Annotated in this window: 26 protein-coding genes; 10 read left to right on the top strand and 16 right to left on the bottom strand. The window is 40.3% G+C overall.

The annotated features are described in order from the left end of the window. Positions 1 to 7: 7 nt before the first annotated feature. From QQK06_RS17500 to QQK06_RS17450, 11 genes are all read right to left on the bottom strand, one after another. Positions 8 to 478, bottom strand: a complete 471-nt coding sequence (locus QQK06_RS17500; protein ID WP_284246087.1) for an outer membrane lipoprotein — start codon at positions 476 to 478, stop codon at positions 8 to 10. A gap of 19 nt (positions 479 to 497) precedes the next feature. Next, positions 498 to 1,100, bottom strand: a complete 603-nt coding sequence (gene lpoB / locus QQK06_RS17495; RefSeq protein WP_284246086.1) for a penicillin-binding protein activator LpoB — start codon at positions 1,098 to 1,100, stop codon at positions 498 to 500. Positions 1,101 to 1,141: 41 nt separating this feature from the next. After that, positions 1,142 to 1,579: a YcfL family putative periplasmic lipoprotein gene (locus QQK06_RS17490; protein WP_284246085.1), complete on the bottom strand. Its 438-nt coding sequence runs from the start codon at positions 1,577 to 1,579 to the stop codon at positions 1,142 to 1,144. A 12-nt stretch (positions 1,580 to 1,591) separates the two neighbouring features. Then, the gene (locus QQK06_RS17485; RefSeq protein WP_284246084.1) at positions 1,592 to 3,013 is read right to left on the bottom strand and encodes a COG3014 family protein; all 1,422 of its coding nucleotides are present in this window, start codon (positions 3,011 to 3,013) and stop codon (positions 1,592 to 1,594) included. A 232-nt stretch (positions 3,014 to 3,245) separates the two neighbouring features. Then, positions 3,246 to 3,722, bottom strand: a complete 477-nt coding sequence (greA, locus tag QQK06_RS17480; protein ID WP_284246083.1) for a transcription elongation factor GreA — start codon at positions 3,720 to 3,722, stop codon at positions 3,246 to 3,248. Between the two features lie 134 nt (positions 3,723 to 3,856). Beyond that, the gene (carB, locus tag QQK06_RS17475) at positions 3,857 to 7,075 is read right to left on the bottom strand and encodes a carbamoyl-phosphate synthase large subunit (RefSeq protein ID WP_284246082.1); all 3,219 of its coding nucleotides are present in this window, start codon (positions 7,073 to 7,075) and stop codon (positions 3,857 to 3,859) included. Positions 7,076 to 7,099: 24 nt separating this feature from the next. After that, entirely contained in the window at positions 7,100 to 8,230 is a 1,131-nt protein-coding gene (gene carA / locus QQK06_RS17470) for a glutamine-hydrolyzing carbamoyl-phosphate synthase small subunit (protein ID WP_284246081.1), read from the bottom strand. A gap of 279 nt (positions 8,231 to 8,509) precedes the next feature. Next, positions 8,510 to 9,316: a 4-hydroxy-tetrahydrodipicolinate reductase gene (gene dapB / locus QQK06_RS17465; protein WP_284246080.1), complete on the bottom strand. Its 807-nt coding sequence runs from the start codon at positions 9,314 to 9,316 to the stop codon at positions 8,510 to 8,512. Between the two features lie 33 nt (positions 9,317 to 9,349). After that, positions 9,350 to 9,769 carry a DUF6841 family protein gene (locus tag QQK06_RS17460; protein ID WP_284246079.1) on the bottom strand — a complete coding sequence of 140 codons (420 nt, stop codon included), beginning with the start codon at positions 9,767 to 9,769 and terminating at the stop codon, positions 9,350 to 9,352. A gap of 50 nt (positions 9,770 to 9,819) precedes the next feature. Beyond that, positions 9,820 to 10,443, bottom strand: coding sequence for a BamJ family beta-barrel-assembly machinery protein (gene bamJ, locus QQK06_RS17455; RefSeq protein WP_284246078.1), 624 nt, complete (start codon positions 10,441 to 10,443; stop codon positions 9,820 to 9,822). 108 nt (positions 10,444 to 10,551) lie between these two features. Then, the gene (locus QQK06_RS17450; protein ID WP_284246077.1) at positions 10,552 to 11,493 is read right to left on the bottom strand and encodes a ketopantoate reductase family protein; all 942 of its coding nucleotides are present in this window, start codon (positions 11,491 to 11,493) and stop codon (positions 10,552 to 10,554) included. Between the two features lie 117 nt (positions 11,494 to 11,610). Between QQK06_RS17450 and QQK06_RS17445 the strand changes: the two genes are divergently transcribed. Further along, positions 11,611 to 12,936, top strand: a complete 1,326-nt coding sequence (locus QQK06_RS17445; protein ID WP_284246076.1) for a Na+/H+ antiporter NhaC family protein — start codon at positions 11,611 to 11,613, stop codon at positions 12,934 to 12,936. 160 nt (positions 12,937 to 13,096) lie between these two features. Here the strand turns inward: QQK06_RS17445 and bamC are convergent, their stop codons facing one another. Continuing rightward, complete coding sequence (bamC, locus tag QQK06_RS17440) at positions 13,097 to 14,191, bottom strand: NlpB/DapX family lipoprotein (RefSeq protein ID WP_284246075.1); 1,095 nt, start codon at positions 14,189 to 14,191, stop codon at positions 13,097 to 13,099. A 233-nt stretch (positions 14,192 to 14,424) separates the two neighbouring features. Here bamC and QQK06_RS17435 point away from each other — a divergent pair, with 233 nt between their 5' ends. After that, positions 14,425 to 14,952 (top strand): glycine cleavage system transcriptional repressor, encoded by a 528-nt coding sequence (locus QQK06_RS17435; RefSeq protein ID WP_284246074.1) that lies wholly within the window; start codon positions 14,425 to 14,427, stop codon positions 14,950 to 14,952. A gap of 9 nt (positions 14,953 to 14,961) precedes the next feature. Next, positions 14,962 to 15,432, top strand: a complete 471-nt coding sequence (gene bcp / locus QQK06_RS17430) for a thioredoxin-dependent thiol peroxidase (RefSeq protein ID WP_284246073.1) — start codon at positions 14,962 to 14,964, stop codon at positions 15,430 to 15,432. Positions 15,433 to 15,921: 489 nt separating this feature from the next. Here the strand turns inward: bcp and QQK06_RS17425 are convergent, their stop codons facing one another. Further along, the gene (locus QQK06_RS17425) at positions 15,922 to 16,986 is read right to left on the bottom strand and encodes an AI-2E family transporter (protein WP_284246072.1); all 1,065 of its coding nucleotides are present in this window, start codon (positions 16,984 to 16,986) and stop codon (positions 15,922 to 15,924) included. Between the two features lie 4 nt (positions 16,987 to 16,990). Next, on the bottom strand, positions 16,991 to 17,215 hold the full coding sequence (locus QQK06_RS17420; protein WP_284246071.1) for a sulfurtransferase TusA family protein: 225 nt from the start codon (positions 17,213 to 17,215) through the stop codon (positions 16,991 to 16,993). An 89-nt stretch (positions 17,216 to 17,304) separates the two neighbouring features. On the opposite strand from QQK06_RS17420, the gene QQK06_RS17415 reads away from it, so the two are divergent. From QQK06_RS17415 to QQK06_RS17395, 5 genes are all read left to right on the top strand, one after another. Further along, a complete protein-coding gene (locus tag QQK06_RS17415; protein ID WP_284246069.1) occupies positions 17,305 to 17,940 on the top strand; it encodes a hypothetical protein in 636 nt (211 codons plus the stop codon). A gap of 22 nt (positions 17,941 to 17,962) precedes the next feature. Next, on the top strand, positions 17,963 to 19,414 hold the full coding sequence (gene bepA, locus QQK06_RS17410; RefSeq protein WP_284246068.1) for a beta-barrel assembly-enhancing protease: 1,452 nt from the start codon (positions 17,963 to 17,965) through the stop codon (positions 19,412 to 19,414). 48 nt (positions 19,415 to 19,462) lie between these two features. Continuing rightward, entirely contained in the window at positions 19,463 to 19,804 is a 342-nt protein-coding gene (arsC, locus tag QQK06_RS17405; RefSeq protein WP_284246067.1) for an arsenate reductase (glutaredoxin), read from the top strand. 10 nt (positions 19,805 to 19,814) lie between these two features. Beyond that, on the top strand, positions 19,815 to 20,198 hold the full coding sequence (locus QQK06_RS17400; protein ID WP_284246066.1) for a DUF2069 domain-containing protein: 384 nt from the start codon (positions 19,815 to 19,817) through the stop codon (positions 20,196 to 20,198). An 81-nt stretch (positions 20,199 to 20,279) separates the two neighbouring features. Beyond that, positions 20,280 to 22,238 (top strand): hypothetical protein, encoded by a 1,959-nt coding sequence (locus QQK06_RS17395; RefSeq protein ID WP_284246065.1) that lies wholly within the window; start codon positions 20,280 to 20,282, stop codon positions 22,236 to 22,238. A 78-nt stretch (positions 22,239 to 22,316) separates the two neighbouring features. On the opposite strand, the gene hda is transcribed toward QQK06_RS17395, so the two are convergent. After that, a complete protein-coding gene (gene hda, locus QQK06_RS17390; RefSeq protein ID WP_284246064.1) occupies positions 22,317 to 23,063 on the bottom strand; it encodes a DnaA regulatory inactivator Hda in 747 nt (248 codons plus the stop codon). Further along, entirely contained in the window at positions 23,056 to 24,195 is a 1,140-nt protein-coding gene (locus QQK06_RS17385) for a DUF2066 domain-containing protein (protein ID WP_284246063.1), read from the bottom strand. The genes hda and QQK06_RS17385 overlap by 8 nt, the downstream gene beginning before the upstream one ends. A 174-nt stretch (positions 24,196 to 24,369) precedes the next feature. Between QQK06_RS17385 and purM the strand changes: the two genes are divergently transcribed. Further along, entirely contained in the window at positions 24,370 to 25,416 is a 1,047-nt protein-coding gene (purM, locus tag QQK06_RS17380; protein ID WP_284246062.1) for a phosphoribosylformylglycinamidine cyclo-ligase, read from the top strand. Positions 25,417 to 25,419: 3 nt separating this feature from the next. Further along, positions 25,420 to 26,064 carry a phosphoribosylglycinamide formyltransferase gene (gene purN / locus QQK06_RS17375; protein ID WP_284246061.1) on the top strand — a complete coding sequence of 215 codons (645 nt, stop codon included), beginning with the start codon at positions 25,420 to 25,422 and terminating at the stop codon, positions 26,062 to 26,064. Positions 26,065 to 26,087: the final 23 nt, after the last annotated feature.

Below are 26,087 nucleotides of genomic sequence, written 5' to 3'. Positions count from 1 at the left end.
AGCTTGTTTACATTTGCTTATCTATTCTAACAAAGCCGCCCGCTAGGTATACCATGCGCACGTTGTCACCAATAGCAAACAACATCTGGCTGTCTTTTTCCTGCACCACCATATATTCATCGCCATTATCAGTTTTTATCATCAACTCAACCAACTGATAACGCTTGACTCTCGTGCCTTGCTTATTACTACTACCAGCAATAGAAGCGCCAATAAATGCGCCTAAAATAGTCGCGACATCATTACCGCTACCACTGCCAAATTGATGACCGATAACACCACCAAGCACAGCCCCACTAAACACCTGCCAGCCATTTGCCTGATCTTCAATGAGTTCTTTTTCGGTAATATTACGAACAGAGGTCACAGCACCAAATAATACTTTTTCTACAGGCACAGCTTTATTTCTCTGATATTCACTGGCGTTAAGCGAAAAAAGCATCAACATTAACGCGAAAATAACAATTATTGGCTTCATAGTGCTCACCTATTAATATTTACCAACCCACAGTTTGTTTAGTGCGGGTTTTACGAATTTCAGTTTCATCCGCCCATTCAACTAAACCACTTTCTAAGTCCATTAAACGTAATGTAAATTTATAATAAACATCCGCTTTATCCTGATTGTTTTTAACGATACTTGATAAGTTGCCGTAGAGCATAAATTGAGCACCGATTTGACGACCAAACTGAATAGCCTTAGATGAATCGACCATGCCACCTTCATTTTGAAACTGTAGCTGTTTACGTGCCGCTTCAACTCTTGCCATATCAACGAAACGAAATTTACCTGATCTTAACAAACGAGTAGAAACAGAATCAGTAATAGACTCCGTATCAATATGCTCACTGGTTTTATTCTTAATTCGCTCAACAAATACCACTGGGCGCTTATTTGCTGTTAATGTCCCGACCACAGGTGACAATAACAAAGAATCCGTCATTTCACTGGCGACCTTTTGTAAATCTGTTGAGCCAAAATTAATATCTGTCGTTTCCACGGCGGTCGCATCACCATAGCTCACTACTGCTCGTTGCGCACAGCCCAAAGTACTAGACAATACTGCTACTACTAATGCCGAAGTCAATTTATTGTTCATATTACTATCCTATACTTAATTTTTTATTTAGTTACTACCCACTACACTTTTGGCGATGCGTGGCGGACATAAACATTAAATGAAGTCACTTTTGCCGAAGGGGCAATGCCTCTGACAAAAGTAGACTGTAAGCCATGTATTTCCAACGGCTTCCATAGAGATTTTCCCGGCTCAACACTAAAGCCCTGTTCATCAAACCAGTTAAACTGATATTGCAGTTGCTGTGATTGATCATATTGGCTCGATAGCTCAACGTTGACCTCCAACAAATCATTAATACGACGATGCTTAACATCACTGATAGTAATGCGCTCAGCTAAAAGATCGTTATCAACTTTTAAATATGTCGCTGGCGGGGTTTCATTAGTCATAGACTCTGCGCCAATGCCAGCACTGACAGGAGAAGAAGTACTGTGACACCCTACTAGCACAAGCAGAAGTAGCGTTGTAGCAAGCTGATTTAAAAAACACTTATTCATATTGTCTCTCCACTATAAATTTTTTGTCTGTACATCGGTAAAGTCACCAAATGACGTCATGTTCACTAGTGAAATACGGCCACTTTCGATCTTTACCTCAACCTCCGAACGACCATTACTGTGCTCAAATATCAATTGATGCTGCCCTTGAGGTAAACTCACTCTTAAAACTTGAATATTTTGTGGCAACGTTTGCCAACTGCGGGTATCAGCATGCTCAGATGCCAGACTATATAAACTGGCAAGAATATTACCAATATCGCCACCTTCCTGTTTCATTTTCCGCCGTAGACGTTCCTTCGCCAGTAAACGGAGAATTTGTCGGGAGGCCATAGCAGGCAGCTGCTCTGTCAGTGTTTTTTCGGCTAAAAGCTGTAACCTAACGATATCACTGGCTTGGTAGCTTTGCTGATCGAAGATAAGCGCTAATGGCGGTGATAAATCAGCGTTCCTCTGATAAACGGGCAATGAGACGCTAAAAAAACGCATATCTCCATGACGACTACTAACAGGTAAACTCAGCTTTGCTTCCCGTTTAGCAGCTATCATTCCTTGCTCATAAAACACGACTAATTCGCCGTTATCTTGCTTGATCTTTACATTATCAATCTCACCATAACGCTCGGTAAGTGCTTGTAAATCATCTTTCATATGTAACTTAGCAGCTAAACGTAGTACATCTTGTTGGATAAATGGATTATCAGGTGAGATCTCTAACGCTTTTTTATAATCAATATAAGCATCATTAATTTCTCCCGAAGCTTCATATAACACGCCGGATAAGTAAAAGGTATAAGCGTTTTGAAAGCCGTTTTTAAGTTCTACTAATTCAGGATGCAAAACACCATAAGCCTGATAAAGAGAACTTGATGCAATTCCTTGAACCCGCATTTTTTCAACAGCTTGATCAATCACTTTTTGGTTATCCTTTAACGCTTGTTCCTGCACTAAATTCGCCCGGCGTACTTCGACTAACGCCGCTTGAAAATCGTCTTGAAAGAGGTAATTAAGCGCCTGATATGAGTGCAACATACTTTGCTCATATGTCGGTACTTGATATTGAATCGCACTATCATTACTCACTACCGCTCCTGCTTGCTCAAATCCGCTACTGATCTGGATTTTAGCTTTTGCAGCCTCGTGCTCAATTTCTTGATAAACCTCATCAAATAATCGTGCACTTTCAGACCAATTCGCCATGACAAAGTGTAAACGGGCCTGCTCAAGCAAAGATAAACTGTAGGCGTTATGACCTTTACCTTGTTTGGGTAAATAAGATAACGCAGCGGGAACATCTGCCATTAGCATCGCTCGGCGAGTTTGCTGTAATTGCTTGGTATAACCGGAGAAAAAATCCTCGAAACGCATTGAGGTGCAACTTGTTACAGCGAGCATTGCCAACATTAGCCCTAGGCGTAGAGTAAATTCCTTCAATAGTTTCTACCTGTTGCAAACACTGTTTAACTCGTTAATTATTATTCTATCGATAGTTAAATTAACCAAAGCTGAACAAATTATTTATTTCAATGACTATCAGTTAAAACTAATCGTAATTTGCAGGGTTAGCAAATAGTATTTTGTTGGGAAATTGTAAGATATGTAGCTAACTTAGCCACCGAAGCAAAAGAAGACGCAAAAGTGGCTAAGAATAAGGTGGTTTTGGGGATTAAATATGCTCTACTGCGATAATTTCATATTCAACAATACCACCAGGCGTTTTAATTTCGATTTCAGAGTCAACTTCTTTACCGATCAAACCACGGGCAATTGGCGAATTGATTGAAATACGATTATTTTTAATATCAGATTCATCATCACCAACGATCTGATACTTTACCTCTTCATCTGTATCTATATTTAGTAAAGTAACGGTTACACCAAAAATCACTTTGCCGGTATTTGGCAGCTTTGAAACATCAATAATTTGAGCATTACTTAACTTGCCTTCAATATCCTGAATACGCCCTTCACAGAAACCTTGTTGCTCACGTGCGGCGTGATATTCAGCATTTTCTTTTAAGTCACCATGTTCGCGTGCTTCGGCGATCGCTTCTACAATTTGCGGACGTTTAACTGTTTTCAAATGATGTAATTCGTCACGTAATGCATCTGCCCCGTGTACTGTCATTGGATATTGATTCATTGTTATCTTCTATATTTTTGTTAATGCTTTAAAATAAAAAAGTTGTTTTTACAAACAACTTTTTATCAAACTTATTATGTCTTAGTTATGCGTTCAGACTAATGCAAATTCAAGTCTGAACGCAAAATAAAGCGCTAATGACACTGATTATGTAATTCCTGAATAGAAGTCACAGTGTTTCTATCGTCTGCCGCGTGTGCCTGGCACGTCGCGAAAGCAGCGTTTAGTGTCGTAGTATAAGCAACTTTATAACGAAGTGCACCACCTCGTAACACTTTCGAGTCTTCAATTGCTTTACGACCTTCAGTGGTATTGATGATATAGCTATATTCTTCGTTTTTAATTCTATCGAGAATATGAGGACGCCCTTCATGTACCTTATTAACCAGGCGTACCGGAATATCTGCTTCACCTAGCATTACTGCTGTACCGTGAGTGGCATCCAACTGATAGCCTAGCGCGACTAATTGTCTTGCTAAATCAACGACTCGTTCCTTATCACTGTTACGGACAGAAATTAACGCACGACCGGATTTCGGCACTGAAACCCCAGCCCCTAAATTAGCTTTGGCATACGCCTCCTCAAAAGTTTTACCCACCCCCATCACTTCACCAGTTGAACGCATTTCTGGGCCAACTAACGGGTCGCTGCCGTGAAATTTGTTAAACGGGATCACGACTTCTTTAACAGAAAAGTATGGTGGAATCGTCTCTTTAGTGATGCCTAAGTCAGCTAATTTTTTACCTGCCATGACACGAGCACCGACTTTCGCCAATGGTACTGATGTTGCTTTCGAAACAAATGGTACTGTACGAGCGGCACGCGGATTCACTTCAATTAAGTAAACCTTACCATCTTTAACTGCCATTTGAGTATTCATTAAGCCAACGACGCCTAATTCAAACGCTAGGTCTGTCACTTGCTTACGCATCACATCTTGTACTTCCTGGTTTAAACTGTATGCAGGCAATGAGCATGCCGAGTCACCTGAATGCACACCCGCTTGTTCAATATGTTGCATAATACCGCCAACAACCACATTTTCGCCGTCACATATAACATCAATATCTACTTCAATCGCATCATCAAGAAAGTGATCAAGCAATACTGGTGCTTCATTAGACACACTCACCGCTTCGGTCATATAACGACGCAAATCGTCGAGGTCATAGACAATTTCCATTGCACGACCACCTAAGACATAGGAAGGACGCACCACCAGAGGAAAACCAATAGCTTCTGCTTTTGCTAACGCTTCGTCTAAAGAGGTAACGGTCGCATTTTCAGGTTGTAATAGACCTAAACGCTCAACCGCCTGTTGAAAACGTTCTCGGTCTTCAGCTCGGTCAATAGCATCAGGTGAAGTACCGATAATTGGCACGCCTGCTGCTTCTAATGCTCTGGCTAGTTTTAATGGTGTTTGACCACCGTATTGCACTATCACCCCTTTCGGTTGTTCAATACGGACAATTTCTAAAACGTCTTCAAAAGTGATCGGCTCAAAGTATAAGCGATCTGAAGTATCATAATCGGTAGATACCGTTTCAGGGTTACAGTTAACCATAATGGTTTCATAACCGTCTTCTCGTAACGCTAACGCCGCATGAACACAACAATAATCAAATTCGATACCTTGACCGATACGGTTCGGGCCACCACCTAAGATCATGATCTTATCTTTATCAGTCGGCGCCGCCTCACACTCTTCATCATAGCTTGAGTACATGTATGCAGTATCAGAGCTAAATTCTGCCGCACAAGTATCAACGCGTTTGTACACTGGAAAGATTTCGGCATTATGACGCTTTTTACGAATTTCAGCTTCACTAACACCAATGACATCCGCTAAACGCGCATCAGCAAAACCTTTACGTTTTAACTGACGTAAGTAATCAGGTGTTAGACCCGCCATGCCACCTTCAGCCACTTTTGCTTCTTGTAAGACAATATCTTCAATTTGTACTAAGAACCAACGATCAATTTTTGTTAAACGAAAGACATCATCAACCGATAAACCTAAACGAAACGCATCGGCTACATACCAGATACGCTCTGCGCCAGCTTCTTGCAATTCATGCATGATTTTAGTTTTTGCACCAGGCTGAGTAACATCCACTTTCGGATCAAACCCTGTCGCCCCAACCTCTAGGCCGCGTAATGCTTTTTGCATCGACTCTTGCTGATTACGGCCAATCGCCATAACCTCACCAACAGACTTCATCTGTGTGGTTAACCTGTCTTCAGAGCCCGCAAATTTTTCAAAATTAAAGCGTGGGATCTTAGTAACAACATAATCGATGGTCGGTTCAAACGATGCTGGAGTTGCACCACCAGTAATGTCATTTGATAACTCATCTAAGGTATAACCTACCGCTAACTTCGCAGCGATTTTCGCAATTGGGAAACCAGTTGCTTTTGATGCTAATGCTGATGAACGAGAAACACGCGGGTTCATCTCAATAATCACCATACGGCCAGTATCAGGGCAAACACCAAACTGTACGTTTGAACCACCTGTTTCAACACCAATTTCACGCAATACCGCCAATGAGGCGTTACGCATGATTTGATATTCTTTATCCGTTAACGTTTGCGCTGGCGCTACGGTAATAGAATCACCGGTATGAATCCCCATAGGGTCGAAGTTTTCAATCGAACAAATAATGATACAGTTATCATTTTTGTCACGTACCACTTCCATTTCATATTCTTTCCAGCCAATTAATGACTCGTCTATTAACAGTTCATTAGTTGGAGATAAATCTAAACCGCGAGTACAAATGGTTTCATACTCTTCTTGGTTATAAGCGATACCACCACCCGTACCGCCCATAGTAAAAGACGGACGAATAATACAAGGAAAACCAATGCGTTTAGCTGTTTCACGCGCTTCATCCATTGAATGGACAATTTCAGCACGCGGTGTTTCAAGACCAATGTTTTTCATGGCTTTATCAAAGCGGCTGCGATCTTCCGCTTTATCAATAGCATCGGCTGTGGCACCGATCATTTCGACATTAAACTCTTTTAATACACCGTTTGCTTCTAATTCCAATGCACAATTTAATGCAGTCTGACCACCCATAGTAGGTAATACCGCATCAGGGCGTTCTTTTTCAATAATCTTACGCACAACTTCCCAGTGAATTGGCTCAATATATGTGGCATCAGCCATTTCTGGATCAGTCATGATAGTGGCAGGGTTAGAATTTACCAAAATAACTCGGTAACCTTCCTCTCGCAACGCTTTACACGCTTGTGCGCCTGAATAGTCAAACTCACAAGCTTGACCGATAACAATTGGGCCAGCACCTAAAATTAAGATACTTTTTATGTCAGTACGTTTTGGCATAGTTCTTCGTCTCTCTTTTGGTGGTTAAGCGTTGTGCTGTTTCATTAATTCAATAAAGTGGTCAAACAAAGGAGCCGCATCATGTGGCCCTGGGCTTGCCTCTGGGTGCCCCTGAAAACTAAACGCAGGCTTATCTGTGCGGTGGATCCCTTGAATGGTGCCATCAAATAACGAGTTATGAGTAACCGTTAAATTATCAGGCATATTATTTTCATCGACGGCAAAGCCGTGATTTTGTGCAGTGATCATCACCACATTACGATCATGATCTTTAACTGGGTGATTGCCACCGTGATGACCAAATTTCATTTTGATTGTCTTCGCACCACTAGCCAAACCAAGCAATTGATGTCCTAAACAAATACCAAAAATTGGTAACCCAGTATCAAGGAACGTTTGAATAGCAGAAATCGCATAGTCACACGGTTCAGGGTCTCCAGGGCCATTAGATAAAAAGATACCGTCAGGATTCATCGCTAACACATCAGCGGCAGAGGTTTGCGCTGGCACCACGGTTAATTTACAGCCACGGTCTACTAACATACGTAAAATATTACGTTTAGCACCAAAATCGTAAGCAACGACATGAAAGTCGCTATTTTCTGGCGTTTGATGCCCTTGACCAAGTTGCCAACTGCCTTCTTTCCATTGATACTGTTCTTTAGTTGAAACTACCTTTGCGAGATCCATGCCTTTTAAGCCAGGAAATGCTTTGGCCTGCTCAAGCGCACTTACCTGTTCAATATTCTCGCCAGCTAAAATGCAGCCATTTTGCGCACCTTTTTCTCGTAAAATACGTGTCAATTTACGAGTGTCTATATCTGCGATACCTAAAATATTATTCGCTTTTAAATAGCTGCTCAAATCTTGTTCATTACGAAAATTACTCGCTAATAGCGGTAAATCTCTGATCACTAAACCTTTGGCCCAAATAGCTGATGATTCTTCATCTTCACTGTTAGTGCCTGTATTACCAATATGCGGATAAGTCAGGGTAACAATTTGTTCTGCATATGATGGGTCGGTAAGAATTTCTTGATATCCGGTCATTGAAGTATTGAATACTACTTCACCAACAGCCGCCCCTTCTGCACCAATTGCGGTGCCTTTAAAAACAGTGCCGTCTTCAAGCACTAAAATGGCAGATTTAGTCAATTTAACCTCCGTAAAGATGAAAGAAACTTAATAATGAGCCAGCGAATGTCATCACTATTAAGCGCCAAAGCTATGCTAAAATATACGCGATAAAAGCGCATAAAAAATGCCAAAAACCTGATCCAATTCCCTGGAACGAACAAATTTTTGACAAAATCCACTTATTTTACGCTTAAGCTTGGCTTTCGTCTAGTAAAAAATGTAAAAACCATTACTTTTATTAGCTTTTTAATCTAAAGCGCTAAAAGTAGCACTTTTCTAAAAAACTTCTTATTAAAACTAGTCGTTCAGACCTAGTACATCCTGCATATCATAAAAGCCACTATCTGCGTTGCTTAACCAGAAAGCTGCGCGCATTGCACCTAATGCAAAGGTCATTCGTGATGTAGCTTTATGGGTAATTTCTAGTCGTTCGCCTAAGTCGGCAAAAAATGCCGTGTGCTCACCAACAATATCACCAGCCCGAACAGTAGCGAAACCTATAGTGTCTTTATCTCGCTCACCAGTGATGCCTTCGCGGCCATAAACCGCTACTTTCGTTAAATCTCTACCTAAGGTATCAGCAATCACCTGCCCCATTTTCATCGCTGTCCCTGATGGCGCATCTTTTTTGAATCTATGATGTGCTTCAAAAATTTCTATATCAGTATAGTCGCCAATTGCTTTTGCGGTAACTTCTAGTAGCTTAAAGAGTAAATTAACACCAACGCTGGTATTAGGCGCTAATACGACGGGAATACTTTCGCCGTATGCTTGAATATCAGTGATTTGCTGCTCATTAAAGCCCGTGGTGCCGATGACGAGTGCTTTATTATGTTTTTTACACCAGGCTAAATGCTCAAAAGTTGCCTCTATTGAAGTGAAGTCGATTAAAACATCCGCTGCTAATAACGACTCAAGTTCAGTACTAGTCTGCTGACCAATTTTTCCGATGCCGGCTAACTCACCCAAATCAACATTAACAAAAGAGGAGTTGGCACGAACACTGCCGCCAACTAATTCGATGGATTGATGCTCTACTGCGGCTTGAATTAAATTCCTACCCATGCGTCCGCTACAACCTAGAATGGCAACTTTTACTTTCATTTATTCTTAATCTCTTATTTTCTAATCAAACAACTAACTAATATTTAATACATTAGTTAAGGCTACAGATTGCGATAATTGCTGTGAACTGACACTAACAATTTTATAACTGTTTCCCTCTTTTATCAGGTGATAAAAGGCGGAAAAATCAGCAAAGATCTGTTGTTCAGCATTAATAAATGCCCAGTCAACACAGGCCAACACTATCTCGTCATTAACTAAAGTATAACTAGCCCGTAATACCTTAATTTCTTTCGTTTGGGCTTGCTTTAATTGCTGAAAAATCTCATTTAACACTTGATCAAGCTGCTGTTTCTGCAGCACCACCACCATATTATCCGGAGTACTCAAAGTACAAGGTAAGTGATAACAATCAGCGACATCTGATAACTGATACCCAGCAAATGCCGCTTGATACTGGTTAAATAAATTTTCTAACGTTTCAGTGACCACAAAAAAATCTCAAAAAAAAGCCCTCTACAGAGGGCTTAACTATTACTGAATTAGCTCACAATGGCTAATAATTCAACATCAAAAACTAATGCTGAATATGGTGGAATCGCACCTTGAGAGCCGCGCTCACCATAGGCTAAGTTATAAGGAACATATAAACGCCATTTAGAACCTTCCGTCATTAACTGTAATGCTTCTGTCCAACCAGCGATCACGCCGCCAACAGGAAACTCTGCCGGTTGACCACGATCATATGAGCTATCAAATACATCACCATTGATAAAAGTACCGTGATAATGTGTACGTACCGTACTTTGAGCCGTTGGCTTTTCACCATCACCGCTAGTGATCACTTCATACTGTAAACCTGACTCAAGTACAGTAACTTCATCACGTTTAGCATTTTCTGCTAAGAAAGCTTCACCTTCAGCCGCTTTTACTTTTGCTGCTGCTTGCTCTTGCTCTTGTAATTTTTTAGAAACAATTGAGAAAGCTTCATTTAAATCTTCATCTGATACCTGACTTGCGGCATTTGCAAGTGCATCTGCTAAACCGGCCTGAACCGCAGTAACGTCAAATTCTTTAAATGGATTATTACGCAATTGATCGCCTAATTGACGGCCTACACCGTAGCTAACACGTTGTTCAATAGTTTCAAATGTATTTTCGGACATAGTACCCACTTATTTGTTCCCCCTATTTCAATAGGGTGAGTGATAAAAAATTCGCGCAAGGATATCACAAACAGGCGTTCGTCTGTAGTGTTGGATAACCACTATTTGTTATTTATTATAATTTTTACTAGTAAGCTGCTGATAGCATTGCTTAAGGACGGGGGTTGTTAGTTGATGCTGCATCGCCAACTGGTAAGGATATGCCACCAAGGTGTCAAATTCACTTTGCAGGCCGTTTTCAAGATCCCGCTGCATTGAGGTTTCGCTCTGCGCTGGCAATGCATCAATAAATTTAACCGTTTGCAAAATTAAAGCATCAGTAATGGCAACACCTAAGTATTGCGCAATTGTCGCATATTCATTGATGATCGCTAACAATTTATCTCGCTGCTCTCCTTGACGTAGTTGTCCGACAGGTAATCTCAAGCATGATGCCAATGCGCCCCAAGCAGCTACAAAAATAAATTTCCGCCATAGTGCGAGATTAATATCTTTAGCAACCCCAACACTTACCTTAGCCTGCTTAAAACATTGCACGATATCTTCCATCCTTTGTTGCTCATTATGACGAGCTGTTACCGTATCATTTTGTGGTAATAACCCTAAGGTAATATGAGGTTCCGCGCCGGTATGAGCTATTACTCCAGGAGATTTGAGCTGACTAATAATTTTTGCCAGCCCACCGTAAACTTGCTGAGATCCGATTCCATTATCTATTAACAGTTGTGCCGCGTTAACACCGTTTAATAAAGGAATGATACGAGTAGTGCTGCGGATCACAGGCTCAATGAGCTTAATTGCATCTATTAACTGAAATGACTTCACCGCCAGTAAGATAACATCCGCTATCGCGAGCTGTGCGCTATGTTCAACAGCAGTTATTGACTTAACAACAAAATCACCATTAAGGCTCTCGATAACCAATCCCTGTTGTTGCATCACAGATAAATGTTCACCACGGGCAATAAAACTAACCTCTTGTCCTGATTGTGCCAATCGCGCACCAAAATAACCACCGACCGCACCGCTACCAACAATGACAAAATGCATAAAACGCCCCGCTAATACCAAAATGCCATGAGTTAATCACAAAACACCATAGACATTTTCTTAAATTACTTTATTGTTTGCCATTATACCGATATTACTACTATTTATAATTAATCCATGACGACAACTAATAAAAATAACAATAACGTTAATAGACGTTTACTCAGCTTGTTTCCCTTTGCTGTATTTCTCGGACTATTTCTGGGCACTGGTGTTGTATTGACACTACAGGGAATTGATTTTGCTTTTTATCAGCTACCTGCCAGTATCGCCATTATACCTGCAATTCTGGTTGCTATTTGGCTTGGTAAAGACAGTATCAACGAACAAATTAACCAGTTTATTCAAGGAGCTGGCCACCAAAACATTATCACTATGTGTATCATCTACTTACTCGCTGGCGCATTTGCTGTAGTTGCTAAAGCAACCGGAAGTGTTGACGCCAGCGTGCAATTAGGCTTGTCACTGTTTCCGGACTATTTGATCTTACCCGGTTTATTTTTAGTTGCCGCTTTCATATCGACCGCGATGGGTACATCAATGGGAACCATAGCAGCTATAGCGCCAATTGCCTTAGGATTTATTGAATCAGCAAACTTAGATGCCAGTGTCGTAGCCGGGGTCATCATCTCTGGCGCAATATTTGGCGATAATTTATCAATTATTTCTGATACCACCATTGCCTCTACCCGCAGTCAAGGCGCCCATATGAAGGATAAATTTAAAGTAAACTTTAAATTTGCAGTACCAGCAGCGCTGATCTGTTTGGCTATTTTTTCCAGCTTAGGGGTATCAGTACCTCACGAAGCGGTTAGCGAAACCAATGCCATTGGCTTATTGCCTTATATCGTAATTTTAGTACTGGCATTATTAGGTGTGAATGTCTTTTTAGTGCTGCTTATCGGTATTGTACTTGCAGCAGCCGTAGGCATGTTTACTAATGGTTACCAGCTCGCGACCTGGATCGAAGACATCAGTAAAGGTTTTGCCAATATGCAGGATATTTTTATTCTCGCATTGTTTATTGGCGGTTTAAGTGAACTGATCAAACGCCAAGGTGGTCTTGCGGCATTAACTCATGCAGTAGAAAAATTTGCTCGTAAACTTAATCCGAACAACCATAAACGCGCAGCCGGTTTAGGCATTGCCTGCCTTGCTTTTAGCTGTAACTTTTTTACTGCCAATAATACCGTCTCTATTATTGTTACCGGCGATACCGCAAAAGATTTAGCCACCGATGGCGATCTCAGCCCTGCTCACTCGGCCAGTCTGCTAGATATATTTGCCTGTATTAACCAAGGCTTACTGCCATATGGTGCTCAGGCATTATTATTAGGTACCACATTAAAAATATCGCCAATCGAAGTGGTGTCGAGTGCTTATTACCCAATGATCTTACTCGTAGTCGCCAGCATCGCATTTTGGCGAGTAACAAAGAAATAAAGCCATGAGTCATTTGCTTAAGTGCTAGCAGCATATAAAAAGCCAGTCGAACGACTGGCTTTTTATATTTGCAGTGTTGGTCTTTTCAGTGTCTGTTTAAGCGAAAAGAATATGTTACCGCGCTTTCATAAAGCCTGAAGTCCCTACAACACAATAATGATTAATACCCTTCTCTAAAAGATAATCCAGGTTCAACCACGTTAAAGATACGCTCTAACATTTCACTGGTTAACGGCTGACCATTAGCATCGACAATAGTGACCGAAGTTTTATCTGCATCATCCTGAGCTGGAGATAGAATAAACTGATAGCGTTGATTATCCAGTTCAATTACCGGAACTTCATCACCCCAAAGCTTATCCCAAAGACTAACGTTAGGCTTTTCATAATCAACATAATAAACTTTCTTCGTTTCATTGAGATCAGCGACTGAAAAACCATGATCTTCAAAGAAAATAGGCATATTCGACCATAACAGGTCTTGCTCCATTTCAACTATATAAGCCGGCTGCCCTTCATTATTAGCCCCTAAGGTTACTAATTTTTGATTGGCGCGTAATAAACGGTTTTCCTGCTGGTGCTTACGGTATTGATAATCAACCTGTCCGATGATTTCATTTAACATTGCCATTTCAGCACGCTGCTTATCAATCAAGTTCATTTCTGTATTTTCACCCGACTCATCAGTTTTGACATAATCTACTAATGAAACGGTCAAACCCACACTGCGACCGTGTGGTTTAATTTCAAATTGAAATCTAAAACGCATACTTTCTGTTGATTCGATTTCCTCAAACAACCAAAATCCCGATTCGGTGATATTGTTATACCATTGCGATTCGTAGGTGTTATTTTCTTTATCAACCAACTCTATAACTACGCCGTCATCACTTAACTGCTGCTCTAGTGCCTGATAAACAAAGTCGTGAATGTTAGTATCATCAAGTACCTGATCAAACCACACTTTGGCTTGTGCATTGTTAGATTCAACCCGAGTAGATGCAGCAACAGGTAACACTAGCGATGGTGCTCTAACATCCATTTGTTCTGCCACTGGCCCACGGTGGTTGATATCATCAGTGATGAAATATTCTTTACTTTGTTTTGGCTTATCTAATCCTGCAGGTACAGTTAATAAACTTGCCTCTTGTTGCTGAGCATAATCAAAACTGCCAGTTGCCTGCTTATTATTAAGCGAACCACACCCTACTACAGCTAAACTGAGCAAGGAAAAACAAAACATTTTACGATCCATTAAAACTCCCGCGGATAACTTCTGAATCACGATTGGTAACAATACCAATTTGACAGTATTTCTATTATTTCAAGTGGATAAATAGACGCTCGATCTTAAATAAAGTTCACACTTGTTTATTTTTGATGGCACATGGTACTTGCCCGTAAAAACAAACACAAGAATAATTGCTAATGCGATACCTGAACATTTAAGCTACAATGTCGGCTTTTTTCGATACTGAAGGTTCAAACATGTCGCAATATCTCGTTGTTACGGTGATGGGAGCAGACAGAACAGGGAGTGTTAGCAGCTTAACTAAGCTGGCAAGTGAATGCGGCTGTAACATTGTGGACAGTCGTATGGCAATATTTGGTCTGGAATTTACCATGATCATGCTACTTAAGGGTAGCGCAAAAGCCATTAATCAAATAGAAAGTAAAATACCTGCAGTTGCCGTTAAACGTGAACTTATCACTATGATGAAACGGACATCCGATTATAAATTGCAGGACTATACCGAGCATTACCTTGCTGAATATGCCGGCATAGATCAACCGGGAATTTTAAAAGCGATCACCGCATTTTTCGCCGCTCGCAATATCGATATCTCATCGTTAAAATCAGAAATTGATCCGGAAACCAATCAAAACAGCGCCATAATACGCATTGCTTTGACGCAAGAAACGCCAATTGAACAGTTGGAAAAAGATTATTTTGAGTTATGCGAACAAATCGATGTTCAAGGGCGTATCACTAAATGCAATTCAAACTTAATATAAAGGATAATTATGAAAACTCTCACCGTTGGCGATAACGCCCCTTTATTTAGTCTAAAAGATGAAAACGACGCCTTAGTTAACCTTGCTGATTTCATCGGTAAACAACAGGTATTAGTTTATTTTTATCCAAAAGCTATGACCCCAGGGTGTACAGTACAAGCTCAAGGCTTAAGAGACAGTAAAGCGGCACTGGAGCAACATAATACAGTGGTATTGGGTATCAGTCCGGATGAACCTAAACGATTAGCGAAATTTTGTCAGCGTGACCAATTAAATTTTACGCTTTTATCTGATGTTGATCATAAAGTCGCTGAAGATTTTGGTGTTTGGGGATTAAAGAAATTCATGGGCCGCGAGTATGACGGTATTCATCGTATCAGCTTCTTGATCGACCTAGATGGCAAAATTAGCCATGTTTTTAACAAGTTTAAAACTAAAAACCACCATGAAGTTGTCTTAGAAGTACTGGCTAATAGTTAAGTGAATAAACTTGAGTGCTAACTGTCAGAATAATAAGTCAAAATTTATTAATATCTGACAGTTACTTCTCCACAACACCTAAATTCGGATCTTATCCGAAATTTTTACACTAAGACTTTGCCCTTATATAAAATAAATACAAATTTCTGCAAAGCTTCAGAAAGAATATGGCTAACATCCCCATAATAAGATACTTATTGGAAAAAATAAGATGGTCATTCAGACGCAGTAATTTTTATTACTTCATTCGCAAATACAGCTGTAATCCATATAAAAGCAAACCACTCCATATTTTCATATCACCACAACTCCAGTTAATAGATTTATATCTCTATGAGTAGCAGCGAATGACTAGTCAATAATAAAAATGCCCTAAGGCCGGTTAATTGTCTCATAAATTCGATCTGCCTTTCGCTCTCATTATGCAGAATACAAAGAAACCAAGATTTATTTTAATCTTGGTTTCTTGTTAATTTATAAATTTTACCTTCAGGAGACAGGAAAGTCAGTCGATGACGGCCAGGCATTTAATACTGCTTTGACTAAGGTTGCTAATGGAATGGCAAAAAACACTCCCCAAAAGCCCCATAAGCCACCAAATAAAATCACTGCAACAATAATAGTAACCGGGTGTAAATTTACCGCCTCAGAAAATAATAGTGGTACTAATAAATTGCCGTCTAATGCCTGAATAATGCCATAGGCGAGTAACACATAGCCAAACTCCGAGCCTAATCCCCATTGAAACAAGGCAACTAATATCACAGGAAAAGTCACTATGGTTGCACCGACATAAGGTACCAAAACAGATAGGCCAACTAACACACCAAGCAATACTGCGTAATTTAACCCTAAGGCAATAAAGGTAATGGTGGATACCGTGCCTATGATCAAAATTTCAATCACTTTGCCGCGGATATAATTCATGATCTGCTGGTTCATTTCATCGCCAACTTGTGTCGCCATGCGACGATCTTTCGGTAGAAATACGCTAAAGCTCGCTAACAGTTCCTTCTTATCTTTAACAAAGAAAAACACCATTAACGGCACTAAGATCAAATAAATAAGCAAAGCGACTAAGTCTGAGATCGACGCCAATGAGGCTTTTAACGCCGCCTGCCCCCATTCGATAATTTTTTCATTCACCATACTTATCATCGACTGAATTTGCTCCGCCTTAACAAATTGCGGATACTTTTCGGGTAAGGTTAACAGGTAACTTTGCCCTTGAGTGATCATCTCCGGCACTTCCTGTAATAAGTTACTACTTTGTTGCCAGATAACCGGCAATAACCCTAACATCGTCAACAGTGTCACTCCAACGAATACACTAACTACCACCACAGTCGACCATTTTCTCGATAAACCATACTGGCCTAATCGGTTAACCGGTAAATCTAAAAGAAACGCAATAGCAATAGCAACAAATACCGGCATTAGTAAACCACTTAAAAAATAAATCGCTAAAAATGCTGCTAATAAAATCACGACTAAAGTGATGGCATTCGGATCAGAAAATTTTTGCTTATACCACTGAGTAAAAAACGAAACCATTTAACTAGTTACCTGTTGTTATTGTTAATTCAAGCACGGATGAATCTAGCTGTGCCATTGTGTATTGAAACCCTTTTTCTTGTAAATACTTAGGAATATCAGTTTTAGAACCTTTATCGGCAATACGGATAATACAGCGGTCAATTTGTGTCATTTTTTTTAATATTAACCGCATTTTAACCAAAGGTAGCGGGCACTTATCCATGGTTGCATCGTACTTATAGATCATAAAGAAATTTACATCAGCACTTTTGTTTAATTATCTATTCTGCGACAATTGATTACAATCAATTTGTCATAAAATGCTAACGAGTTTTAATGAGCGAATTATCTGTCGATGCAAACCTCAAAGAAATTAACGCCTTTAAGAAAAAAATTTGCTGGGGGGATGTTCCAGCAATTTATCATATGGCGCAAAATACGGTAAGTGAACTGGACGGTCTATTTATCCACGGCTTTGACAATGCGTTTAAGCGTATTCTCGACAGAAATAACTGGAACCTTGACTTGCTTCAAGGCTATCAAGGACCAGCGCAGGAAATACGAGTCAAAATCAAGCCCAAAATAATGTTAAAACATTTTTATGACGAGCAAAACTATGAACTCCAATGCGTTCCAATAGTGCAAGGAGAAGGTGCTATTACAGCATTAAATAATCATCCACTCTGCCCCTTTATTCAATGGCAGCCAGAAGCCATGAGCAAATTATATAAAGCCAGTAATTTGGTTGCCTTTATCCAGTTTGCTTTTAATAAGGGCGATCAGGCAGATATGGCATTACTTAGATATGCTCATATAAAAATATTACAATTAATTGAAATTTTAAATGAATCATTTGATATTGTTAGCGTCAAAGGTTACAACATCGCGCAATTTTGTCAGGAAATTCACCAGAGAAAAAATTTGTTCGATACCTCAGATTTACACAATAACTCAATCAAAGATGCAGAATAATAATTTGAGCAAAACAACCTCCTTGATCACAACAGCTTTATTAACTGTTTTTTTGTCTTCACCGTTTGGTTATGCGCAACAAGACAGTAAAAATAAGTTACCCGAGATTGGCGCAGCAGGTAGCAGTGTGCTATCTATCGATAAGGAACGCCAAATCGGTGATGCCATGATGCGCCATTTACGAGCATCACAGCCGATTATTCACGATCCTATTTTAACGGAATATATTAACGATCTCGGTAATCGTATGGTGCGTCATGCTCAGGACGTTAACTATAATTTTGAGTTTTTCCTGATAAACAATAAAGAAATTAACGCCTTTGCCTTTTTTGGTGGTCATATTGGTGTCCACAGCGGCTTGATCACTACGGCCACTACTGAAAGCGAATTGGCATCTGTACTTGCTCACGAAATTTCCCACGTTACCCAACGCCATCTGGCACGAAAAATGGAAGCGAGTAGTCGCAACCAACCACTCACGATGGCCGGCATGATCTCTGGGGTATTATTAGCGTTAGTCAACCCAACCGTCGGTATGGCGGCGCTAAGTACGACAATGGCAGCTTCACAACAAGCGGGAATTAACTACACCAGAGGTAATGAAAAAGAAGCTGATCGTGTTGGCATTCAACTGCTGGCAAACAGTGGTTTTAACCCTATGGGTGCTCCAAATTTTTTCGCAAAGTTATCGGAAAAATATCGCTATACCAGTAAACCGCCAGCGATGTTACTCACTCACCCTATGCCGGAGTCTCGCATTGCTGAAGCTAGGGTAAGAGCACAAAATTTCGGCGCTCCTCAGATCGCGCCAAGCTTATCGTTTGAGTTAGCTAAAACCCGTATTCAGGCACGCTATCAATCAACGCCAAAAGACAATATCAGATTGTATTTAGCAAAACTGGATAAACAGCAATATAGTTATCAGGCGGTCGCGCAATATGGTTTGGCTATCGCTTATTTTGAGAACAAACAATATTCACAAGCACAAGAAATTTTAGAGCAGTTGAGAACACAAGAACGCAATAACTTGTTTTATATTGATGTGCTAACAGATACTTACATCCAGTTAGAACAGTTTGATGCTGCATTAGCGATGTTGGCGGAAGTAGAAAAACTGATGCCGAAAAATCAGGTGGTGGCGCTCAACTACGCCAATGCCTTATTATCGGCAAAAAAATACCAACAAGCAGAGCAAGTACTGCAAGACTTTCTATTGATAGATAAAAATAACTACCTAGCCAACGATTTACTAACTCAGGTATACCAGGCGCAAAAGAATATGGCAATGATGCATGCCACTAAAGCAGAAGTGTTAGCCCTATTGGGGGCCTACCCACGCGCGATAGATGAATTACAAACTGGCTATAATTTTGCTAACGAAAAAGGCAATGAAAAGCCATTGATCAAAAAGCGTATTAAAGCTCGTATTATTCAATTGCAAGAGCAAGAAGAAAAACTTAAGCGATTAAACTAAGTTATTTAACACCATTATTTCAAAGTAAAATTAAAGAGAAAGACATTTATGTTAACTATTTACCATAACCCTCGTTGTTCAAAAAGCCGTCAAACCCTGGCATTAATCGAAGAAAATAACCAGCCAGTTAATGTGATTGAATATCTGAAAACACCATTAACGGAAATTGAGATTAAACAATTATTACGCTATTTGTCAGTAACTCCTATTGAAATGATGCGAACTAAAGAAGCCGAATTCAAAGAGCAAAACTTAAAAGATGCAGATGATGCAACGTTAATCAATGCCATGATCAATACCCCAAAATTAATCGAACGCCCTATCGTGGTCAAAGGCGAGCAAGCGGTGATCGGTCGACCACCTGAAAACGTATTATCACTTTTTAACTAAATGGCGAACCATGAAAAGATACCTTTCAACAGCTAGTCATAAAAAAATAGCCTTAACCGGCTATTTTTCATTATTATTTTATATGCCAGTTTGGTTGCTGCTACTCAATCCATCCGACGGTTTATCCCCCGTATTAACGCTAACCATGTTTACTTTACCTTTGCTATTTCCTTTAAAAGGCTTAGTTCAAGGCAATCCATATACTTATGCCTGGTCAAACTTTATCGTCATGATCTATTTTTTACATAGTTTGACCACATTATGGGTATCGGCATCTGACATCATCTGGGCCACTTTGGAATTATTATTTGCTACCATGATGTTTATTTCTAGCACTTATTACGCTAAATATCGCGGTCAGGAACTGGGGTTAAGTATTAGAAAGAAAAAATAAGCGTTTACAACTATTTAACATTCTTTATTTAATGTTATGATAATGCCAAGTACTAAATTATTCGTAGCATAAGGAGCATCAGTGAATAATAGACTTGCGATCTTTTCTTTATCGTTATTGCTTATCGCCTGTAATGGCAGTAGTGGCAGCACAGTTACGCCGACTACTCCGATTAATACCAGTGAACCGATAGACACCAATATAGTTCAGCCAGATAAAGAAATTTATATTGGTCAATCTACCGAACTGATATTATTGGCCCCAGATGAAAAAATCAGTGATATTCAATGGCAACAGACATCTGGAGAGCCATTAACTTTCTATGCAGACACCAGTAAGGCGATAGGTTTTACCCCACTAGTCGCTGGTGACTATAGTTTCACCGTCAGTTATAAAAATGAAAATGCTCAACCACAGCAGCTGAGCTATCAATTTTCCGTTGCCCAAAATCAAGCATTGTTAACCGCTCGCTTAGGACATGCGGTAATTGAAGGCAATGGCGTCTCATTAATTAGTTACCCCGTAACGACTGATAACGGCATCACTATAGATCCAGCTTCTTTAAACTGGCGGCAAACAGAAGGCCCAGCAGTTACTTATACCGATAATGATACTCAAGGCAAAGTCGCAGTGTTTTTTGACGCTCCCGCCGTTGATAAAGATACCTTGCTACAATTTACCGTTTCAGGCGAAGCGAATGGTGAAAGCTATTCCGATAATATTGCGATTTTAGTGGAAAACAGCGATATTCCGGTAGCATCCAGTAATGATTCCCCGTTTAGCGACCGAAAAGCCAAGGTCTTTTTATATAACGCTAGCTCTCCCGCGGGTCAAACACTAATCGATTGCGTCTACTCTAATAAGGCCAGTTATGATAATTCTTGTACCTTAAGCCAAACACCACTTATTGCTCATATCAGCGAATCGCCAACGATAGACGATATAATGGATCGGGTAATTGTGTCTCATCAATGGATGGGAGATCAGTTTAAACAGTTTTTACAAAGCTATGATAATCAACACCATGATTTTAAAAACCTGCTGCGCGCCACCACAGCAATAGTAATTTCGTACGATATCCGCCCTTCTTTCTATCACCCCTATACCGGAGCGATTTATCTCGATCCCAGTGATTTATGGGAAACTCCTGAGCAAAGAGACACCATTAATCAGGCACCAGATTATCGCGCTGCTTTTGGTAGCGAATTACAGTTTGAAATGCCATGGCGTTATGTCAAAAATAACGAATATGCTAATTATTATGCACCAATAAGCTATCGTTTATCACGCTCGCTATCCAGCGCCTTATACGATATGGCATCTCTGCTCTATCATGAACTAGCCCACGCTAATGATTTTTTTCCAAGCACAAGCTGGCATTCAATAAGTAAAACTAAAAGTTTATTGAAAATCGTTAATGAACGATTTTATCAACAACAAATCCAGTCTGATAATTTACAGCAAGTCTACCCGTTAGATCCTTTATATCCTGATGACGCTAACGAGCTAACCCAACTTGCTCAAGTACGATTTCATGGCGAAACCGCCAGTGAACAGCAACAAGCATATACACCAGATGATATTGCTAATATGTTTAAAACCGAGGGGGCACCACAGTTTTATAGCTATAGCTCGACGCGTGAAGACTACGCAATATTATTTGATGGTTTTATGATGCAAGTACGCTATAACGTGTTGCGTGATGTTGCTGTCAGTGATCAAGCTTATCAACAAATATTTTGGGGGCAACGGGGTCGTATTGGTGAGTCATGGATCAAACCGCGAGTTGAATTTGTGAGCTCACGCATATTACCTGAACTCACACTGGTATCAGATTATGTAAACGCTTTAGCACCACCACAAGCACTCGATATCAGTAAAGATTGGAGTGGTAGCTTAGTGATTGAACAGCCTAATGAGATCAAACCTAATACTTTAGCTGAGCACTTACTGAAACAAAGTAAGCCTCAAGATCCTCGACTCGTGCCACAAGATGGTATCGATCGTCATCAGCAAAACCGACGCTTTATTTATAAGTAGTTTGGTAGTCGCGCTTAAAAGCCGTTAGCTAAGTCTCAGTAACGGCTTACAGTCAGGAAATAATATTGATTAAGCGAGTTACGATTCAAGCAACACTTGTTTAATAAAGGGAATAGTAATTCTTCGCTGTTCCCTTATTGACGCCTTATCCAGCTTATCTAGTGCATCCAACAAACTGTTCATTTCACGTGATAAGCGCGTGAGTAAAAAGCGAGCGACTTCTTCCGATAGCAACAAACCACGTTGTTGAGCACGAAATTGAATCGCGGTTAATTTTTCTTCATCGGACAAAGGTTTTAGCTGCTCAACCAACCCCCAAGATAATCGTGAACCAAGGTCCGGTAGCGTTAAGCCAAGTTGATTAACACTTTTATCACCAGTAATAATAATTTTTTTGTTATGCTCAAAGACACGATTAAATAAATCAAACACTGCCTGTTGCCACTGAGCGTTATCAGCGATGAGCTGCACATCGTCTAAACAAATCACATCAATGGTTTCTAAGCCATCAAGCACTGCCACTGATAACTGTTGCAACTCAGAAAAAGACAAACAAACCGATGACAATCCCAGCTCTTGCGCATAAGCACAACTGGCATGTAATAAATGGCTTTTACCAACCCCTGTTAAACCGAATAAATAAAAACCTTTAACACTATCGTCAGTCACCTGCTTTTCTTTGCCTGATCTTGTTTGAGCAGGCGCCCCATTAATAAACGCTTTAAGCAAATCAGTCACGGTATGATTAGTGATACTTTGATAGCTTATAAATGTTTCATCATCAGGTAGCTGTACTGATAAGGTTAACTGAGCAATCTTACTCATGTTGCTCCCAATAAAAAACAGGCACACTGCCCGGAATTTCAGGCGCTAACGGGTCGATATATTGCTTTAACGTGCTATTGAGTTTTAACGAAGCAAGCAAGGCTTGCTTTGATCCTAACAAGGTTAAATTAAACCGCCGAGTCATGCCAACAGCACTAACTAATTTCACTGACTGCACTGCGGACAATTGTTGTAAAAAATCTTTTACCTGAACGTAATGCGCTAACGAATCAATGTTAGCAACTTCCAGTTCAAACTGGTTATTGTCACCCGTCGTTAATGCATAGCGCTGATACAAATCATCAGCGATATCATTTAGTGCCTGACTCAACAATTCACTGCGCTCGGTACCGTAATAGCGTTCACTAAATTGCTGAGTTTCATCATTATTAGCAGTGGAAATAAAACTCCAGTCCAGCGCTATGGCGGGTTGACACAGTAACTGGCATTGCTCTGCAATCGTTAACTGTTCTTGCGACAATAAAGTATTATCAGAAACACGAACAACTAAAATAGCTTCAGCAAGATATTGCTGTGATGCGCTAATCAACGGCTGTTGGAAACGTCCCCAGATATCAGAAATACTGAGGCTACCACCGGCCAATTCAGCGTTAGGTAACACCACTGGTAACCCACGTAATTCAATAAACTCAGTTACTGCCTGAGTTAACTCGTCATTTTTCTCAGGAACAACTAAGTTTCTCTTCAATCCCTGCTCATTTATTAGCCATAAGACGATTTGTGGTCTCAAACTGCCCCAAATCGGTAAACTTGCTTCAACAAAGAGATCGTTAATTTTTGCGGGATCAAAACTTGCGCGCAAGTACTGCTGGCCATTAGCTCGTTCATAACGATAATTAGTCACTAAACTATTATAGCGATTTAACTGTTTCTTCAGCTCATCATCTGACAATACTTGCTGCTGACCACCAACTTTTACCAGCACAGACCGTAAAGCCTGCTTTAATGCAAGATTACGATCATTACTACTTTGAGAATTTACCGCTACTTTAGCAACATATAAATCTTTAACTTCTACTGCATTAACTACTGACTGTGTTAACAACACCAGTAAATTAACTGTAAAAACAAGCCAATATCTCATCATTCCCGTTAAAGATAATTTTTTCATAGCGGAATATTATCATAACTCTTTGCTAAATTAGCCACTAAAAATCATTTAAATAAAATAATTACCTTTAAAGATTTTCACCGCCCCTTTGCGCTGGTAGAATATGCGCTTTTATAGCTGACTAACTCTTTGTCAGTGACATTTTTTAAAACGGTAACAAATAGAGGTTTCCCCGTGAGTGAAGAAAAACAGTCTCTAAGCTACAAAGACGCTGGTGTTGATATCGATGCAGGTAATGCGCTTGTAGAAAACATTAAAGGTGCGGTAAAACGTACAACTCGCCCTGAAGTAATGGGTGGCTTAGGCGGTTTTGGCTCTGTTTGCCAGCTTCCAACCGGATATAAAGAACCGGTATTAGTTGCCGGTACCGATGGCGTAGGTACTAAACTTCGCTTAGCCATTGATTTAGGTAAGCATGATACTGTCGGTATCGATTTGGTTGCTATGTGTGTTAACGACTTAATCGTACAAGGCGCTGAACCACTATTTTTCTTAGACTACTACGCCACAGCAAAACTTGATGTCGATGTTGCTTCTGCTGTTGTTGCTGGCATTGCAGAAGGTTGTGTACAATCGGCCTGTGCGCTGGTTGGTGGTGAAACAGCTGAAATGCCGGGCATGTATCATCAAGGTGATTATGATATCGCGGGCTTTTGTGTCGGTGTTGCAGAAAAATCACGCCTGCTTGACGGTAGTAAAGTTGCGGCAGGCGACCAACTTATCGCCCTGGGATCATCTGGCGCTCACTCGAACGGTTATTCATTAATTCGTAAGGTATTAGAGGTTAACAATACCGATACTAACGAATTATTAAAGGGTAAATCGATTGCTGACCACTTAATTGAGCCAACCAAAATCTATGTTAAGTCGGTATTAGCGTTATTAAAAGAAGTTGATGTCCACGCCCTCTCTCATATTACCGGTGGTGGTTTCTGGGAGAATATTCCTCGTGTATTACCAGAAAGTGCACAAGCCGTTATTAATGGTGACAGCTGGCAATGGCCTGAAATATTCAACTGGTTACAAGAAAAAGGCAACATCACCACCCACGAAATGTATCGCACCTTTAACTGTGGTGTCGGCATGATCATCGCCGTACCAGCAGATCAAGTTGAAAGTAGTTTAGCGATTTTAACAGCCAATGGTGAAAAAGCTTGGCATATTGGTGAAATTGCTGAAATGCAAGCAGGTCAAGAGCAAGTTATTATTAATCAAGGTTAAGCTATGAGCCGCCGAATTGTTGTATTAATTTCTGGTAGCGGGTCAAATTTGCAGGCAATTATTGATGCCTGCAAAGCGCCTGACTATCCAGGAGAAGTCGTTGCAGTAATTTCCAATAAAGCCGATGCTTATGGATTAACCCGTGCTGACAATGCTCAAATAGCCAATCAGGTTATTTCACACAAAGACTTTGTCAGCAGAGAAAGCTATGATCAAGCATTGATAGAACAAATTGACGTTTATCAGCCTGATCTTGTGATACTTGCTGGCTTTATGCGTATCTTAACACCTGAATTCGTGCAACATTTTTCAGGAAAATTATTGAACATTCATCCATCTTTGTTGCCAAAGTACCAAGGACTTAATACCCATCAACGCGCAATTGATGCCGGCGACTCAGAACATGGTGTCAGCGTGCACTTTGTTACCGAAGAGCTAGATGGAGGTCCGGTAATTTTGCAAGCGAAAGTACCAATTTTTGCTGAAGACGATGCAGAGATTCTGGCAAGCCGCATCCATCAGCAAGAACATCGTATTTACCCGCTGGTGGTAAAATGGTTCTGCTCAGATAGATTAATGATGCAAGATGAAAAAGCGGTACTCGACGGTAAGACATTACCGTTATCAGGCTACGCAAACGAAGAATAACAGTTTTTCTCACCAGAAAATTA

The organism is Thalassotalea insulae, assembly GCF_030161395.1.
GTDB classification, from domain to species: domain Bacteria; phylum Pseudomonadota; class Gammaproteobacteria; order Enterobacterales; family Alteromonadaceae; genus Thalassotalea_E; species Thalassotalea_E insulae.
Note: the sequence above shows the minus strand (reverse complement) of the source record. Positions and strands in the feature narration are given on the sequence as shown.